General features: G+C 71.7%; 15 protein-coding genes and 1 tRNA gene. 11 read left to right on the top strand and 5 right to left on the bottom strand.

Features of this window, described 5'->3' with window-relative positions; genetic code table 11:
- Positions 1-68 precede the first annotated feature (68 nt).
- Positions 69-683, top strand: coding sequence for a TetR/AcrR family transcriptional regulator (locus ASF37_RS05060; RefSeq protein WP_056575100.1), 615 nt, complete (start codon positions 69-71; stop codon positions 681-683).
- 128 nt (positions 684-811) lie between these two features.
- Here the strand turns inward: ASF37_RS05060 and ASF37_RS05055 are convergent, their stop codons facing one another.
- The gene (locus ASF37_RS05055; protein ID WP_056579358.1) at positions 812-1789 is read right to left on the bottom strand and encodes a hypothetical protein; all 978 of its coding nucleotides are present in this window, start codon (positions 1787-1789) and stop codon (positions 812-814) included.
- Between the two features lie 240 nt (positions 1790-2029).
- On the opposite strand from ASF37_RS05055, the gene serS reads away from it, so the two are divergent.
- A complete protein-coding gene (gene serS / locus ASF37_RS05050; protein WP_056579356.1) occupies positions 2030-3301 on the top strand; it encodes a serine--tRNA ligase in 1272 nt (423 codons plus the stop codon).
- Positions 3298-4080 (top strand): HAD family hydrolase, encoded by a 783-nt coding sequence (locus ASF37_RS05045; RefSeq protein WP_055961666.1) that lies wholly within the window; start codon positions 3298-3300, stop codon positions 4078-4080. Before serS ends, ASF37_RS05045 begins: the two co-directional genes overlap by 4 nt.
- 145 nt (positions 4081-4225) lie before the next feature.
- On the opposite strand, the gene ASF37_RS05040 is transcribed toward ASF37_RS05045, so the two are convergent.
- On the bottom strand, positions 4226-4789 hold the full coding sequence (locus tag ASF37_RS05040; protein WP_055961664.1) for an HTH domain-containing protein: 564 nt from the start codon (positions 4787-4789) through the stop codon (positions 4226-4228).
- Positions 4790-4824: 35 nt separating this feature from the next.
- Positions 4825-5391 (bottom strand): bacterial proteasome activator family protein, encoded by a 567-nt coding sequence (locus ASF37_RS05035; protein ID WP_055961663.1) that lies wholly within the window; start codon positions 5389-5391, stop codon positions 4825-4827.
- A gap of 79 nt (positions 5392-5470) precedes the next feature.
- Here ASF37_RS05035 and ASF37_RS05030 point away from each other — a divergent pair, with 79 nt between their 5' ends.
- Positions 5471-6628: an acyltransferase family protein gene (locus tag ASF37_RS05030; protein WP_056579354.1), complete on the top strand. Its 1158-nt coding sequence runs from the start codon at positions 5471-5473 to the stop codon at positions 6626-6628.
- Between the two features lie 4 nt (positions 6629-6632).
- Here the strand turns inward: ASF37_RS05030 and ASF37_RS05025 are convergent, their stop codons facing one another.
- Positions 6633-7604 carry an NAD(P)H-quinone oxidoreductase gene (locus ASF37_RS05025; RefSeq protein WP_056553633.1) on the bottom strand — a complete coding sequence of 324 codons (972 nt, stop codon included), beginning with the start codon at positions 7602-7604 and terminating at the stop codon, positions 6633-6635.
- A 111-nt stretch (positions 7605-7715) separates the two neighbouring features.
- Here ASF37_RS05025 and ASF37_RS05020 point away from each other — a divergent pair, with 111 nt between their 5' ends.
- From ASF37_RS05020 to ASF37_RS05000, 5 genes are all read left to right on the top strand, one after another.
- Positions 7716-9185 (top strand): cryptochrome/photolyase family protein, encoded by a 1470-nt coding sequence (locus ASF37_RS05020; RefSeq protein WP_056579353.1) that lies wholly within the window; start codon positions 7716-7718, stop codon positions 9183-9185.
- A gap of 76 nt (positions 9186-9261) precedes the next feature.
- On the top strand, positions 9262-10056 hold the full coding sequence (locus tag ASF37_RS05015) for a carbon-nitrogen hydrolase family protein (RefSeq protein WP_056553639.1): 795 nt from the start codon (positions 9262-9264) through the stop codon (positions 10054-10056).
- Positions 10053-11132 carry a hypothetical protein gene (locus ASF37_RS05010; RefSeq protein ID WP_056579351.1) on the top strand — a complete coding sequence of 360 codons (1080 nt, stop codon included), beginning with the start codon at positions 10053-10055 and terminating at the stop codon, positions 11130-11132. The genes ASF37_RS05015 and ASF37_RS05010 overlap by 4 nt, the downstream gene beginning before the upstream one ends.
- Before the next feature lie 50 nt (positions 11133-11182).
- Positions 11183-11270, top strand: a tRNA-Ser gene (locus ASF37_RS05005).
- Positions 11271-11461: 191 nt separating this feature from the next.
- Positions 11462-11866, top strand: a complete 405-nt coding sequence (locus ASF37_RS05000) for a hypothetical protein (protein ID WP_056553642.1) — start codon at positions 11462-11464, stop codon at positions 11864-11866.
- A gap of 88 nt (positions 11867-11954) precedes the next feature.
- On the opposite strand, the gene ASF37_RS04995 is transcribed toward ASF37_RS05000, so the two are convergent.
- The gene (locus tag ASF37_RS04995; RefSeq protein ID WP_056579349.1) at positions 11955-12407 is read right to left on the bottom strand and encodes a DUF5994 family protein; all 453 of its coding nucleotides are present in this window, start codon (positions 12405-12407) and stop codon (positions 11955-11957) included.
- Positions 12408-12665: 258 nt separating this feature from the next.
- Here ASF37_RS04995 and ASF37_RS04990 point away from each other — a divergent pair, with 258 nt between their 5' ends.
- Both ASF37_RS04990 and ASF37_RS04985 read left to right on the top strand, forming a co-directional pair.
- Positions 12666-13790, top strand: a complete 1125-nt coding sequence (locus tag ASF37_RS04990; RefSeq protein ID WP_055961642.1) for a glycosyltransferase family 4 protein — start codon at positions 12666-12668, stop codon at positions 13788-13790.
- Entirely contained in the window at positions 13787-14914 is a 1128-nt protein-coding gene (locus ASF37_RS04985) for an acyl-CoA desaturase (RefSeq protein WP_082506404.1), read from the top strand. Before ASF37_RS04990 ends, ASF37_RS04985 begins: the two co-directional genes overlap by 4 nt.
- The last annotated feature ends 376 nt before the right edge of the window (positions 14915-15290 follow it).

The raw sequence follows: 15290 nt of genomic DNA, 5'->3' as shown, positions 1-15290 counted from the left end.
GGCCATGACGTGGGTCACAAGCAATATGCACCTGGTGTGAATGTTCACTCGGGGTGCATGATGGTTGCGTGAGTCGACCAGAGGCGTCGCCGCTCCCGGAGCGGGAGCAGCGGGACGGACGGGTGGCGCGCGGCAACCGGACCCGTCGGGCCATCGTCGAGGCGCACGCGGAGCTGATCCGGGGAGGCGACCTGCTGCCCACCGCGGCCCAGGTGGCGGAGCGCGCCGGCGTCTCGGTGCGCACGTTGTGGGGTTCCTTCGGCGACATGGAGGGGCTGCTTCAGGCGACGACCGGCTACTGGTTCGAGCAGGACTCGGCCCTGCGCGGCGAGGTCGACCCGTCGGCCCCGTTGCCCGAGCGCATCGAGCGCTTCTGCGCCGAGCGGGCACGTCGGCTCGAGAACATCTCGCCCGCAGCCCGCGCAGCGCAGCTGAAGGAGCCGTTCTCGCCGACGTTGCGCTCGAGCCGGCTCGGTCACGTGGAACGGGTGGTGCACGACATCGAGCAGGCCTTCGCCGGTGAGCTCGACGCGGCGGCGGACCGCGCGGCGCTCCTCGACGCCCTGGTCGGGTCGACGTCGTGGAACGCCTGGTCCCTCCTGCGCGACGACCTCGACCGCTCCGTCGCCGCCGCCCACGCCGCCATGCTCCACACCGTCCGCGCCCTCCTCTCCGCCCCCTGACGCCCCCCGCCTCGACTCGTCAGAGGTAGGTGACGCACCTGTCCGACTCGTCAGAGGTAGGTGACGCACCTGTCCGACTGGTCAGAGGTAGGTGACGCACCTGATGGGTCCGCTGAAAGGTGCGAGACCTACCGCCGCGGAGCGACCGGCGTCCACACGGTGAAGTCGGGTGCGGCGGCCATCGCCTCGCGGGGCGTGCGGTTCAACGCCTGGAACGCGACCCCGAACCTGGGCGACGGTCCCGAGTACCCGCCCGCGACGAGGGCCTCGTGCACCCGACGTACCACCGTGCGGGGCGTCACCTTCAGCTCGCGGGTGATCTGGCGATACTCGATGTCCGCCGAGCGATACAGCTGGTACCGATCGATGTCGGCGACGTACTGACCGCGGTTGGTCTGGTGCTGACTTCCCTCGTACTCGGAGGCGACGCGGAACAACCGCCACCACCAGTCCGGAGTGTGCAGGGTGCCGGCGACGTCGACCGGCACGTTCACCTCGGGCCGCGGCAGCCCGGCCGCTTGGAAGTAGAGCCGGACATGGCTCTCGGGGACCGATCGGGAGCGTCCGTCGAGGAGTCGAGCGACCCACCGCGCCTGTTCCGCTCCGTCGCGCCAGGGCTCGTCGTGGCAGAGGCGCGCGAGGACCTCGGGGTTCAGGAGACCTTGCTTGATCAGCCAGTCCCCGGCGGCCACCGCATCGAGGACCGTGAACCAACGGCACACCTCGACGAACACGGCTTCGGGACTGACGGCGACGTCGTCGTGCGCAGGCATGACGTCGCTGCGGTGCAGGAAGACCTCGGGGCAGTCGCGATGCAGGTCGCGACCCACGACCATCTGCAGCGGTCGGTGTGGGCCGAGGTCGAGTCCCAGCTGCTGCAGCCGGGTGGCGCCGGTGAAGCGCGCGTCGGCGGGCGCGTACTTGCGAGCCGCCACCCACCAGCGTTCCTCGGTCATCTCGAGGTCGGCAGGTGCCCAGACCGCCGGAAGGAGTCGACGGTAGGCCTTGCCCGCGAGGCGTCGGTGCGAGACGCCGAGCGCGAGCGCCTCGCGTACGTGGAACGGCTCGTGTGCGAGCGGGGCGGGGATCTGTGCGCGCGGGGGCATGTCCCCATCCCAGCGCTCGACCGGCGGGCACGGAATGCCTCGCCGGAACCCTGTGGACGAGTACCGGACTCCGGCGAGAGCGGGTGGGGAAGATGCATGCGCTGGAGGTAGGTCTCGAACCTCTCAGTGAGCCCATCACGTGCGAGGCCTACCTCCGGTGGCGTCGTCAGGTGCGTCACCTACCTCTGACCAGTCATCGCCGGGGGGAGGGGGCGGGAGGGGCCCGGATAGGCTGACGGGGTGATCGACGCCAGGCTGTTGCGAGACGACCCCGAGGCCATCCGAGAGGCGCAGCGACGCCGTGGGGAGGACCCGTCGGTCGTCGACGCGCTGGTCGAGGCCGACGAGCGCCGACGCTCCACGATCGCCGCGTTCGAGGCGTTGCGCAGCGAGCAGAAGTCGATGGGCAAGCAGGTCGCGCAGGCCCAGGGCGACGAGAAGCAGCAGCTGCTCACGCGCACCAAGGAGCTGAGCGCCCAGGTCAAGGCCGCCGACGCCGAGCAGACCGCGGCCGGCGAGGCCTTCACCGCACTGCTCAAGGCCCTGCCCAACCCCGCGCCCGACGCCCCGCCCGGCGGCGAGGACGACTTCGTGCTCCTCGAGGAGGTCGGCACGCCCCGCGACTTCGCGGCCGAGGGCTTCGAGCCGAAGGACCACCTCGAGCTCGGCCAGCTGCTCGGCGCCATCGACGTCGAGCGCGGCGCGAAGGTCAGCGGCTCACGCTTCTACTTCCTCACCGGCGTCGGCGCGCAGCTGGAGCTGGCGCTCACCCAGCTGGCCATGCAGAAGGCCGCCGCGTGGGGCTTCACGCCGATGATCCCGCCGGCGCTCGTCAAGCCGCGCGCCATGGAGGGCACGGGCTTCCTCGGCCAGGCCGCGGCCGACGTCTACCACCTCGAGAAGGACGACCTGTACCTCGTGGGCACGTCGGAGGTGCCGCTCGCGGCGTACCACTCCGACGAGATCCTCGACGGCCCGAAGAAGTACGTCGCGTTCAGCCCGTGCTTCCGTCGCGAGGCCGGCTCGCACGGCAAGGACACCCGCGGCATCGTGCGCGTGCACTGGTTCGACAAGGTCGAGATGTTCGTCTGCACGTCGCTGGAGGAGTCCTACGCCCAGCACGAGCAGATCCTCGGCTTCGAGAAGGAGTGGCTCGACCTGCTCGAGCTTCCGTACCGAGTCATCGACGTCGCCGCGGGCGACCTCGGCCTCTCCGCGGTGCGCAAGTTCGACTGCGAGGCGTGGATCCCCACCCAGGGCAAGTACCGCGAGGTCAGCTCCGCGTCGAACTGCACCCAGTTCCAGGCCCGCCGCCTCGACATCCGCAACCGGCTCGACGACGGCGGCACCGAACCCACCGCCACGCTGAACGGCACGCTGTGCGCCATGCCGCGCATCATCGTCGCCCTGCTCGAGAACGGCCAGCAGGCCGACGGGTCGGTCCGCTTGCCCGCAGCCCTGCACCCGTTCCTCGGCGAGGTACTGGAGCCGGTCGCGAAGGCGGGCGCATGACCTGGCGGCCGAAGCTCGTCGCGCTCGACGTCGACGGCACCCTGGTCGACTGGGAGAACCGGATGACCGACGTGGTCCGCGACGCCGTGCACGCCCTGAAGGACACCGGCGTGCACGTGGTCATCTCCACCGGTCGTGCCATCCCCGGGGTGATCGACGCCGCCGAGAACCTACGGCTCGACGACGGCATCGCGGTGGCCAGCAACGGCGCCGTGGTGCACACCTACAGCCCGGTCGACGTGATCCACACGGTCACGTTCGATGCCAGCGAGGCGGTCCGCCGGGTGCTCGAGCACGTGCCCGACGCGCTCGTGGCGGTCGAGGAGGTCGGCACCGGCTACCGGATCAGCGCGCCCTTCCCGGAGTGGGAGATCAGCGGCGACGTGAAGATCCAGGACGTCGACGAGCTGGTGGCCGAGCCGGTCACGCGGGTCATCATCCGCGCACCGGAGCACGACGTCGAGGAGTTCGGCGCGCTCGTGCACGGGCTGGGCCTCAACGAGGTCAACTACAACATCGGCTACACGGCCTGGCTCGACATCGCCCCCGAGGGCGTCTCGAAGGCCTCCGGCCTGGAGGTCGTGTGCGCGCGGCTGGGGGTCGACCAGGCCGACGTGCTGGCCGTGGGCGACGGCATGAACGACTACGACATGCTCCGCTGGGCGGGTCGCGGTGTGGCCATGGGCCAGGGATCGGACGAGCTCAAGGCCGTGGCCGACGACGTCACGGGCAGCGTGGTCGACGACGGTCTCGCCGACGAGCTGCGTCGCTGGCTCTGACCGGCGGTGCGGCGGGCGGCAGGTCTCGCACCTCACCGGCGTCGGATTCGGTGCGTCACCTACCTCTGACGGCCGGATCAGGTGCGTCACCTACCTCTGACGGCCGGATCAGGTGCGTCACCTACCTCTGAGGAGGAGAGGCGGGTCAGGCGAGCTGGCTGGACTCCAGGGAGTCGAAGGCGTCGAGGACCTCGTCGACCGACGGGATGCGTCGGGGCAGGTCGGCCACGGCGGCCAGCGCCGACGCCTGCTCGGCGGCTTCGGCCCGGGCGCGCCGCAGATGGCGCTTGATGGTCGACGTGGAGCAGCCGAGCCGCTCGGCGAGCTGCTGGCAGGTGTCCTTCGGGTGCGCGGTGCGCGCCGCCAGGACGGCCTCGTGGCTCACGGGACCGGCGCCGAGCCGGGCCGGCCCGTACGATCCGGACTGGTTGGCGTCGACGACGATGCCGAGGCTGTCGCGGATGCTCGCGCGGTCGGCTTCGGTCGTGCAGGCCACGAAGCCCGAGACGTCGACCTCGACGACCGCCCGGTAGAGGCAGTCGACGAGCATGGGGCATCCCGCGCAGCGGCGGTGGGCCTGCGCCAGGATCTCCCCCAGGCCGACGCGCGATGCGGCGTCGAGCTCGTGGGCTCCTGCGTACAGGCGTTCGTCGCGGAACACCGGCTCACGCGTGCACGGAGGTGCAGCGATGTCGGTCACGATGGTCATGGGTCCCTCTCCCGGTCGCATCCTTTCGCGTCACACTAGAGGTACATCCCGCCCGCAGGACCGTTTTGCGCCGACTCAGTACTTTGGTCACTTTCTGGACCGTTTGACGGCGGCAGGGCGAGCCTCATGTTCTGGAACTGCGCCTGTGCCTGCACCTGCTGGGCGTACAGCGCGGCCTGGATGCCGTGGAACAGACCCTCGAGCCAGCCCACGAGCTGGGCCTGGGCGATGCGCAGCTCGGCGTCGGACGGCGACTCGTCCTCGAACGGCAGGCTCAGGCGCTGCAGCTCGGCCACCAGCTCGGGGGCGAGACCGTCCTCGAGCTCCTTGACGGACTGGCGGTGGATCTCGCGCAGCCGGGTGCGGCTGGCGTCGTCGAGCGGCGCGGCCTTCACCTCGTCCAGGAGCTGGCGGATCATGCCGCCGATGCGCATGACCTTGGCCGGCTGCTCCACGAGGTCACCCAGCGGTGTCCCGCGCTGGGCCGTCTCCGGGGTCGCGGCGCCGGGGGCCTCGACGGGGGTGCCGTCGGGGCCGATGACCTGCGGCGACGGCGTCGACAGCTGCGTCGACCGGTGGGGCTCGGACTCAGGTTGGCTCATGCGTCCAGCCTATGAGAGACCGCCCACACCGGCCCGTCACGGTTTGAAACCGGCTCGCGGGCCTGGTTCAGTCGTGCGGATGAGCACCACGAGCGAGGTCAGGAACGGGTCGACGTCGGCCCCCGCGCGACGCCGCGACCCGCGGCTCGACGTGCTCAAGGGCGTGCTCATCGGCGGGGTGGTCCTGGGCCACTTCCTCGAGACGTCCGGCGGACAGGCACCCGACGGCCTGTACTCGGGCTGGTCGAGCGAGCCGCAGCGCGCCGTCCTCACCGCCCTCTACATCGTCCACATGCCCTTGTTCGTGCTGCTGGCGGGCGTCACCGCCAGCACCCGACGTCGCGCCCACCGCATCGCGCAGATGGTGGGGTTGTACCTCGTGCTCCAGGTCGCGCTCCTGACCCTGCGGGGCGCGGACGTCACCCCCGAGACGCTCGTGCACCCGGTGTACGGCATGTGGTTCCTGCTGGCGATGGCGTGGTGGCTGGCCGTCCTGCCGGTCGTGAGGCGTCTCGGCCGGGCGGCCCTGCCGGTCGCCACGCTCGTCTCCCTCGTGGCGGTCACGGCACCCGTGGCCGACACCGACGTGGTGGCCTGGGCGCGCGCGGCCTGCTACCTGCCGTTCTTCGTCGCCGGCCACCTCCACGGCCCGGCGCTGCTCCGCCGGACCGCCGACGTGGGCAGCGCGCTCGTCGGACCCGCCGTGCTGGTGCTCGGCGGAGTCACGAGCGCCGTGCTGGTCTGGGGCGTCGACCCTCGCTGGTACCGCGGGGCCGACACGGCCGGCTCCATGCACGACTCGCCGGCCGTCGCCCTCGCCGTGCGTGTCGTCTGCTTCGCGGCCGCGGTCGTGTGCTCCCTCGCCCTGCTGGCGCTCGTCCCACGGCGTCAGCGGGTGGCCGAGGTGCTCGGACGTCGCAGCCTCGCGATCTACGCGCTGCACGTGCCGTTCGTGTTCGCGGCGCAGTGGTGGTTCGAGGGCCGCGGCATCGACGCATGGCCGGCGTCGGCGATCGCGGTGCTCATGACGGTCGCGTCGCTCGCGCTGCTCGCGCACCCGGCGTTCGACACCGTGCTGCGTCGGGTGGGCGAGCGCATGGCCGACGTCATCGTCTCGACGGTGCGGTCGTCGGCCGGGGCGTCCCGCACCACGGTGCTGCAGGGTCCGGCCGACGACGCCGACCTGCGCCACCACCCGCACCGCCAGCCCTCGGGCCCGCAGCAGCTGATCCTCTGACGGCTCAGAGGGTCAGCAGCACCTTGCCGGTGTGGCTGGAGTCCTCGAGCACCTGGTGGGCGTCGCGCACCTGGTCGAGGGGCATCCGGGCGTGGACGATCGGGCGCACCGTGCCGTCGGCCACCAGCGGCCACACCTGGGCCACCATCGCCGACACGATCGCCGCCTTCTCCTGCGTGGGACGGGCGCGCAGCGACGTGGCCATGACCGCGGCACGCTTCATGAGCAGCCGGTTGAGGTTCAGCTCGCCCTTCACGCCGCCCTGCAGGCCGATGACGACGAGCCGGCCGGCGGTGTTGAGGGCGCGCACGTTCTGGTCGAGGTACTTGGCGCCGACGATGTCGAGGATGACGTCGGCCTTGAGCCCGGCCTCGTCGAGCGCGTCGACGAAGTCGGTCTCGCGGTAGTTGATGGCGAGGTCGGCGCCCAGCTCGCGGCAGAACGCGGCCTTCTCGGCGCTGCCGACGGTGACGACGACACGGGCCCCGAAGGCCTTGGCCAGCTGGATGGCCATGGTGCCGATGCCGCTGGCGCCGCCGTGCACGAGGAGCGTCTCGCCGTGCTGGAGCTTGGCCATCATGAACACGTTGGACCACACGGTGGCCGCGACCTCCATGAGCCCGGCGGCGTCGACCAGGTCGACCCCGCGCGGTGCGACGGCCACCTGGCCGGCCGGCACGGCCACGTACTCGGCGTAGCCGCCGCCGGAGAGCAGCGCCACCACGTGCTCGCCCTTGCTGAACTCGGTGACACCCTCGCCGAGGGCCACGACGTCGCCGGAGCACTCGAGGCCCAGGACCGGGGTGGCGCCCTCCGGCGGGTCGTAGAACCCCTGGCGCTGCATGAGGTCGGCACGGTTGACGCCCGCGGCGGTGACCCGCACGAGCACCTCGCCAGGCCCCGGCTCGGGGGCTTCGACGTCGACGACCTGCAAGGCCTCGACTCCACCGGGTTCGGGCACGACGACAGCACGCATGGGCCGAGGCTATCGGCGGTCGCCGGCAGCTGCCTCCGCGCCTCGACGGCGGGCGACGTGCGAGGCGCGCTGGGCGAGCGCACACGCCGGTGCCGCCCTAGCGTTGAGGCCGTGGACGATCGACGTCGGGCGGTGCGCCTCGTGCTGCCGCACCAGCTGTTCGTCGAGCACCTCGACGTGACTGCGGGCACGTCGTTCGTGCTGGTGGAGCACGACCTGCTGTTCCGCCAGTACGCGTTCCACGCACAGAAGCTGGTGCTGCACCGGGCGTCGATGGAGCGGTTCGCACAGCGGCTGGAGTCCGCCGGACACGACGTCGTGCGGGTGCGGACCGACGGCCGCACCACCAGTCGGGCCGCCCTGGCGCGCGTGCTCGAGGGTGCCGCCGCGGTCAGCGTGTTCGACGTGGTCGACGACTGGCTCGAGCAGGACCTCGACGCGACCGCCGCCGACGTCGGGCTGGAGCTGGAGTGGCTGGAGTCGCCCAACTTCCTGACCACGCGCGAGCAGGTGCGCGAGCAGCTGGGCGGGAAGCGGCCGCGCATGCAGCACTTCTACGCCTGGCAGCGCACGCGCCTCGACGTGCTGGTCGACGGCGACCAGCCGGTCGGCGGGAAGTGGTCGTTCGACGAGGAGAACCGCAAGAAGCTGCCGAGGTCGGTCGACGTGCCGGACGTGACCCGGCCCGAGCGCGTGGCCGAGGTCGACGACGCGATCGCGTGGGTGCGGAGCGCCTTCCCTGACGCGCCGGGTCGGCTCGAGAGCTTCGCCTGGCCCACCGACCACGCCGAGGCCGAGGCGATGCTCGAGGAGTTCGTGACGGAGCGTCTCGACACCTTCGGCCCGTACGAGGACGCGATCACGACCCGCTCGGCGACGGTGTTCCACTCGGTGCTGACCCCGGCGCTCAACATCGGCCTGCTGTCGCCCGCGCAGGTGCTGGGCCGGGTGCTCGACCACGCCGACGAGCACGACGTGCCGCTGGCGTCGCTGGAGGGCTTCGTGCGCCAGCTCATCGGCTGGCGGGAGTACATGCGCGGCGTGTACGTGACCCACGGCCGACGCATGCGCACCGCCAACCACCTCGCGCACACCCGCTCGCTCGCCCCGGGCTGGTGGGACGCGACCACGGGGCTCGACCCGGTGGACCTGGTCGTGCGGAGGGTGCTCGACGACGGCTGGTGCCACCACATCGAGCGGCTCATGGTGGTGGGCAACGCCATGAGCCTGCTGCGGATCGACCCCGACGAGGTCTACGAGTGGTTCATGGCCCTGTTCGTCGACGCCTACGACTGGGTGATGGTGCCCAACGTGTACGCGATGAGCCAGTTCGCGGCCGGGCCGGCGATCACGACCAAGCCGTACGTGTCGGGCTCGGCCTACCTGCGGCGGATGTCCGACGTGCCGAAGGGCGACTGGTGCGAGGCGTGGGACGGCCTGTACTGGACGTTCGTGCGCGACCACCTCGACGTCTTCGCCACGAACCCGCGCTCGCGCATGATGGCCCGCTCCTACGAGGCGATGGACCCGGCGACGAAGGCGGGCCACACGCGCGCGGCCGCGCCCTGGCTCCAGGACTGAGCGCGCAGAGGGCTGGAACGGCGGGGCTCGGCCGGTCTCATCGGCCTCTCAGACCGGTCCTGACACACTGGGTTGCATGCGTGTGGCCGCGGTGCAGCTGGCGTCGACGATCGACTCCGCCGAGAATCGGAGCCTCGTCGACGCACGCCTGACCGCTCTCGAGCCCGCGGTCGACCTGGTGGTGCTGCCCGAGGCGACGATGCACGACTTCGGTTCGCCCGACCACGACCTGGCCGCCGCGGCCGAGCCGCTCGACGGTCCGTTCGTCGACCTGGTCGCGGGCCACGCCCGACGGCTGGGTGCCACCGTGGTGGCGGGCCTGTTCGAGCGCACCGACGACCTGCCCTACAACACGCTCGTGGTGCTGGGCCCCGACGGGGACCTGACGGCCACGTACCGCAAGATCCACCTCTACGACTCGTTCGGCTACGCCGAGTCCGACCGGCTGCGCGGCGGCGCCGTGGAGCCCGTGACGGTCGACGTCCCCACGGCCGACGGCTCGTCGGCCCGGGTCGGCCTCATGACCTGCTACGACCTGCGGTTCCCCGAGCTGGGACGGGCCCTCGTCGACGCCGGGGCCGAGGCGTTCGTGGTCCCTGCGGCCTGGGTGGCCGGCGAGCACAAGCTGCACCACTGGCGCACGCTCCTGGCGGCCCGCGCGGTCGAGGACGTGGTCGGCGTGGTGGCGGCCGCCCAGGGTGGCGAGCGCTACACGGGGCACTCCCTCGTGCTCGACGCCTGGGGCACTACCCTCGCCGAGGGGGATGCAGGAAAGGACGATCTGGTGACGGCTGACCTCGACCTCGCCGACGTCGCCCGCGCACGTGAGGTGAACCCCTCGCTGGCCAATCGCAGGATGGGCCGCGCATGACCCCGACGCGTCAGGCCGCCCAGCGCGGGTCGGCACAGCCGGGACGGCGTCGGCTCGACACGTCGGTCCCGGCCGACTACGACGTCCCGACCCGACAGCCGCGGCTCGAGTCGCCGACCACGGCGCGCTACGCCTTCGCCGCCACGTTCCTGGCGTGGGTGGCGGGCGTGGCGGTCGCGGGCACCGCCGTGGTGGCGGTGCCGCACCCGGCCTGGATCGAGCGGTGGGGCGCGGCCCTGCTGCTCGTGGTGTTCAGCATCGGCCTGACGCACCGCGGCGGCGGCCACATGCGCATCTGGACGGTCGCGGCGGGCGTGCTGGCGCTGTCGGCGGTGGTGACGGAGCTGAACCTGCTGGTGGCGGGGGCTGCCGCGGTCTCGGCGATCCTCGCCAGCGTGTGGGCGGTGGTGATCACCCGGCCGGCTCGCAGCGCGATCGGGGCGTTGAAGGAGTTCGTCCTCGCCCTGGCGGTCGCGCTCAGCGGCACGCTCGCCGTCGCGGCCTGGAACGCGCCCGTGGCCTACCAGCGCTTCAACCTGGTGGTGCTCGCCGCGGCGCTGACCCTCGCCATCGCCTTCGTGTGGAACCTCGGGGCGGGTCTGCACGGGCTGGGCAAGCAGAACATCGCGATCATCGCGGCCGTGGCAGCGGTGCTGCTGGTGCTGCTGGCGTACTCCAGCTTCGTCCGCACGCACGGCTCGGAGACGGTGGTGGAGGGCATCACGAACTTCGTCATCTGGATGCGCGAGACGGTCGGTGGGGTGCCGCGTCCGGTGGAGGTCTTCATCGGGTTCCCGGCGCTCATCGTGGGGGTGTCGTTGCGCTCGAAGCGTCGTGACGGCTGGTGGGTGCTGGTGTTCGCGGTGCTGGGCACGGGCGTGCTCACGACGTCGTTGGTCTCGCCGGGCGCCTACCCGTCGTACATCGCCCTGTCGACGGTGTACTCCGTGGTGCTGGGCGTCGTGGTGGGTCTGGTGGCGCGCTACGTGGCGATGCGGCAGCGCGGTTCGCGGGCGTCGCGGTCGCTGGAGCCGACGTCGCGCTCCGAGCCTGGACGGCTCGCCCCTCTCAAGTAGTGCGAGAATCGGCGGTGGCGTCGGCGTGGCTTCGGCCGCGGTGACGCCGAGGAGGGGTGCCGGAGTGGCCGATCGGAACCGCCTTGAAAGCGGTCGTAGCGAGAGCTACCGCGGGTTCGAATCCCGCCCCCTCTGCCATTCGCGCGAAGCGCTCATCTGCAGAGGGCGCCGGATTCGGGGAGGCGTGGCGAGGAACGAGCCACGACGGAGTCCCGCCCCCTCTGCTCAGCGCCGCGAGTCCCGCCGCCTCTGCTCGTCGTCGGCACTCCGCCGCCCGCCGGGTCCACCCCAGTAGATTGGCCTCGCCCGTACCGACCCCCGAAGGACCCATGACCACGTACCGCCTGGACCGTGCCCCTGCCCTGGCCATCGCTGGGGTCGCGTTCGTGGTGGCCGCCTTCACGGGCTTCATCGCCTTCGTGGCGACGTCGTGGATCGCAGGTGTGGTGACCGTGCTCGCGGTGCTGGTCGCGGCGATCGTGGTGCTGCGCCCTCCCGTGGTGGCGCGCCTCGACGAGCACGGCATCCGCACACGTCGGGCGCGGGAGCGCTGGGTCGACGTGGAGGACGTGACGGTCCGCGAGGGCCTGCTGCTGCTGGCCCTGGACGAGGCCGGAGACGAGCAGCGGGTGCTGCGACTGTCGCTCGCCACCTTCGGTGCGCGGGCTCCCGAGCTGGTGCGCGAGGTCCACGACCGGCTCAACACCGCGCACGGCTACCGCCGCTTCGGCTGAGCCCGGCGGCACGAGCGCGGGAGCACGCCCTCCGACTGTCCGGGCCCCGGTGCTCGATGCCGGACCTACCGCCCGAGGCCGTGCAAGGTCAGAGCGAGCCGCCCTCGCCGTCCCAACGGGGGATCTGGTCTCCGGTCGGCGCGTCCGACGCACGAGGGTCGCCGTCGAGGGCCCGCTGTGCGGCGTCGTCGGCCGTGCCCGGGGCGATCACGCGGATGAGGTGGTCGGTCCGGTCCTCCATGCTCACGGTCAGCACGTGGGTGTCGTCGCGGGGGAAGGTGCCTGTCTTCACGCGTCGGCTCGGCACGTTCACCGAGTGCGGATGGTCGTCCCAGTCGGGCGAGGAGTAGAGGATGCGCTGGATCCGGCCGCGGTCGGTCGGCCACGCGGCGAAGAACGCGGGGAGCTCGTCGGCGAGGATGCGGCTTCGCGGCCACCACGCGCCGTCGGTCTCGGGAGCCGTCTGGGCCGACGCGCTCGGTGCGAACACGGTGCGTGCCGACGTGCGGGAGGCCGTCTCGGCCGGGGATCGGAGGGCCATGAGGCCACCACCTGTGGTCGCCGTCGGCGCCGGCATCGATGATGACCCGACGTTCACGGTCGTGCCTCGAGCCTAGCCCGGCGGTCCTCGCCGGGGCGGCGCGCAGGTCGTCGGGAGGCCGGGGCGGTGAACAGGGCTATCGTGAAGGGAAGACTGCAGGTCCACGGGACGCCAAGCGGCGGATCGCGACGACGAGGCTCCCGTGGCGGCAGCGAACCTAGGCGGTCGTGAGATGTTCTCACTCCCAGCACGATCTCGTTGATCTCCTTCGTGTGGGCTCCGGGCGAACCCCTGCCGGCGGGCACCGGCGGGTCGGAGAACTACACCGTGGGCCAGGTCCGTGAGCTGCACCGGCGCGGGGTCGCCGCGCAGGTGGTCACCACCGGGCTCGGCGTGCACGACGGCCGCGACGGGTTTCCGGGCGTGCCGTTCCACTCCGTCGCGCGACCGGCCGACGTCGGCCAGATCGATGGCACTCTCGTCTTCGTCACGGAGTTTCCGACCGTGCGCACGCGCCGGCCGGCGTTCCAGATGCTGCACGTGCCGCCCCCGGCCGGCGACCGACGTCGGGAGGCGATGCGTGCGCAGACCCGCGACCGCCACCCGGTGGCCACGAGCCGCTTCGCCGCACGCCTGTGGGCAGACTTCCTCGACGTCGACGTGGCCACGATCGACGTCGTGCACCCGTTCGCGGAGACCGTGTTCGCCGCTGAGCCGCGCTCGACGCGCCGGCCCGGTGTGGTGCGGGTCCTCTACGCGGGCCGGTTGAGCCCCGAGAAGGGGATCTACACGCTGCTGTCGATGCTCCACCACGAGCTGATCACCGACCTCGTCGACGAGGGGGTCGAGATCACCTTCACCGTCACGGCGGCCGGAGCGGACAAGCCTCAGGGCCGGATCATCCACCGGATGCTCGAGGCCCACGCCGGCATCACCCTGATCGACGCCGCCCGGACGCCCGAGGCGATGGCGACCCTCATGGCCGAGCACGACGTGGTGCTCATGCCGTCGAACGGCCAGTACTGGCACGAGACGTTCGGCATCGTCTCGATCGAGGCCCAGCACGCCGGTTGCCGGGTCGTCGCGTCCGACGACGGTGGACTGCCGGAGACCGACTGCGGGCTGGTCACGCTCGTGCCGGCCGACGACGCGTCCGCGCTGGCGGTCGGGCTGCGGCACGCCATCACGCTCGGACCCGCCGGCGACGCCGAACGCGCCCACGCCACGACCCGCTTCACGCTCGAGCACTCGGTCGACGAGCTCGTCGACGTGCTGGGACGGGTACGTCCCCCTACGCCGGCGCAGGTCGTCGACCAGCTGGAAACGCTCGTCGCAGCGCCCTCACTGCCACCACGACTCATCGGGACAGGAACCTCCGCATGACCGACACCGAACAGATCCACGAGCGGACCGCGACACCCCGACCGCCCGCACCGGCAGCGACGCCGCCCGGTGCGTCGTCCGGCGAGGCCCGCTACGTGAGCCAGTACACCGAGCTCGCGGCGGCGATGCGCGAGTCTGGCCTCCTGGAGCGGCGACACCTCTACTACTGGGCCCAGATCACCGTCGCGGTCGGGTCCTTCGTCGCGATCTGGGTGGGCTTCTTCCTGCTGGGCGACTCGTGGTGGCAGCTGCTGCTGGCCGCCGCGCTCGGGGTGCTGGTGGCGCAGTTCGGCTTCCTCGGCCACGACGCGGCGCACCGCCAGATGTTCTCCTCGAGGACCTGGAACGCGTGGACGTCGCGCATCCTGGCCGGCGCCTTCGCGGGCCTGAGCTACACGTGGTGGCGCGGCAAGCACAACAAGCACCACCTCGCGCCGAACCAGGAGGGGATCGACCCCGACATCGGCCCAGGGGCGATCGCGTTCACGCCGGGGATCGTGGCGGAGCGGTCCGGCTTCAAGGGCTGGTTCGCCCGGCACCAGGGCTGGTTCTTCTTCCCGCTGCTGACGCTCGAGGGGATCAACCTGCACGTGCAGAGCGTGCTGGTCGGCCTCGACCGCTCGACCACGACGCCGTGGCGGCGCCTGGAGCTGGGGCTCGTGTCCGTGCGGCTCGCTGCGTTCGTCACGGTGGTCTTCGTCTTCCTGCCGTGGCCGATGGCCGTGGCGTTCCTGGCGGTCCAGCTCGCCGTGTTCGGCGTGTGCCTGGGTGCGGCGTTCGCGCCCGCCCACAAGGGCATGCCGATCGTGCCGCCGGAGATGAAGCTCGACTTCCTGCGACGTCAGGTGATGGTCTCGCGCAACATCCGCGGCAACTGGTTCGTGGACTTCTTCATGGGCGGCCTGAACTACCAGATCGAGCACCACCTCTTCCCGCACATGCCGCGCGGCAACCTCAAGAAGGCGCGCCCCCTGGTACGTGCTCACTGCGAGAAGGTCGGCGTCGACTACATGGAGGTCGGCCTCCTGTACTCCTACGCCCTCGTCATCGGCTACCTGAACAACGTCGGCCTGCGCGCCCGCGACCCGTTCGACTGCCCCCTCGCCGCCCAGCTGCGGAACTGACCCTTCAGACGTCCGACGAGGCCGTGAGAGGTAGGTGGCTCGCGGAATCGGACGTGTGGCGGTCGGTGAGTCGCGGAGTCGCGGCCCGAGTCTGCGGTGCAGCCACCTCCGGGGGTGGTGGAAGCGCGGGTGGGCTACCGCTGGGTGGTCTCGGTGTCCTCGCTGCGCACTTCGGGCCGGCGCACTCGGGGCGCTCGCTCGCGCCTCGCGGGCGCAGGCGCTCGGCGCGCCTTGCACGCGCTCGCTGCGCTCGCGGGGGAGGTGGCGGAGGTGGCGAGAGCCGTCGCTCGCTGGCGCTCGCTCCTCCCAAATCTCGGCATCCTTCTGGAGACGACGAAAGCCCCCAGCAAAGAGCGCTGGGGGCTTTCGTCGTCTG

It is taken from the genome of Aeromicrobium sp. Leaf289 (assembly GCF_001423335.1).
Lineage (GTDB): Bacteria > Actinomycetota > Actinomycetes > Propionibacteriales > Nocardioidaceae > Aeromicrobium.
This window is presented reverse-complemented; position numbering and strand designations above follow the sequence as displayed.

Coding starts and splice junctions, on each gene's coding strand:
- ASF37_RS05040 (WP_055961664.1), bottom strand. CDS start 4,789: ATGACCATCGTGACCGACATCGCTGCACCTCCGTGCACGCGTGAGCCG.
- ASF37_RS05055 (WP_056579358.1), bottom strand. CDS start 1,789: ATGCCCCCGCGCGCACAGATCCCCGCCCCGCTCGCACACGAGCCGTTC.
- ASF37_RS05025 (WP_056553633.1), bottom strand. CDS start 7,604: ATGCGTGCTGTCGTCGTGCCCGAACCCGGTGGAGTCGAGGCCTTGCAG.
- ASF37_RS05000 (WP_056553642.1), top strand. CDS start 11,462: ATGACCACGTACCGCCTGGACCGTGCCCCTGCCCTGGCCATCGCTGGG.
- ASF37_RS05045 (WP_055961666.1), top strand. CDS start 3,298: ATGACCTGGCGGCCGAAGCTCGTCGCGCTCGACGTCGACGGCACCCTG.
- ASF37_RS04985 (WP_082506404.1), top strand. CDS start 13,787: ATGACCGACACCGAACAGATCCACGAGCGGACCGCGACACCCCGACCG.
- ASF37_RS05035 (WP_055961663.1), bottom strand. CDS start 5,391: ATGAGCCAACCTGAGTCCGAGCCCCACCGGTCGACGCAGCTGTCGACG.
- ASF37_RS04995 (WP_056579349.1), bottom strand. CDS start 12,407: ATGGCCCTCCGATCCCCGGCCGAGACGGCCTCCCGCACGTCGGCACGC.
- ASF37_RS05030 (WP_056579354.1), top strand. CDS start 5,471: ATGAGCACCACGAGCGAGGTCAGGAACGGGTCGACGTCGGCCCCCGCG.
- ASF37_RS05010 (WP_056579351.1), top strand. CDS start 10,053: ATGACCCCGACGCGTCAGGCCGCCCAGCGCGGGTCGGCACAGCCGGGA.
- ASF37_RS05015 (WP_056553639.1), top strand. CDS start 9,262: ATGCGTGTGGCCGCGGTGCAGCTGGCGTCGACGATCGACTCCGCCGAG.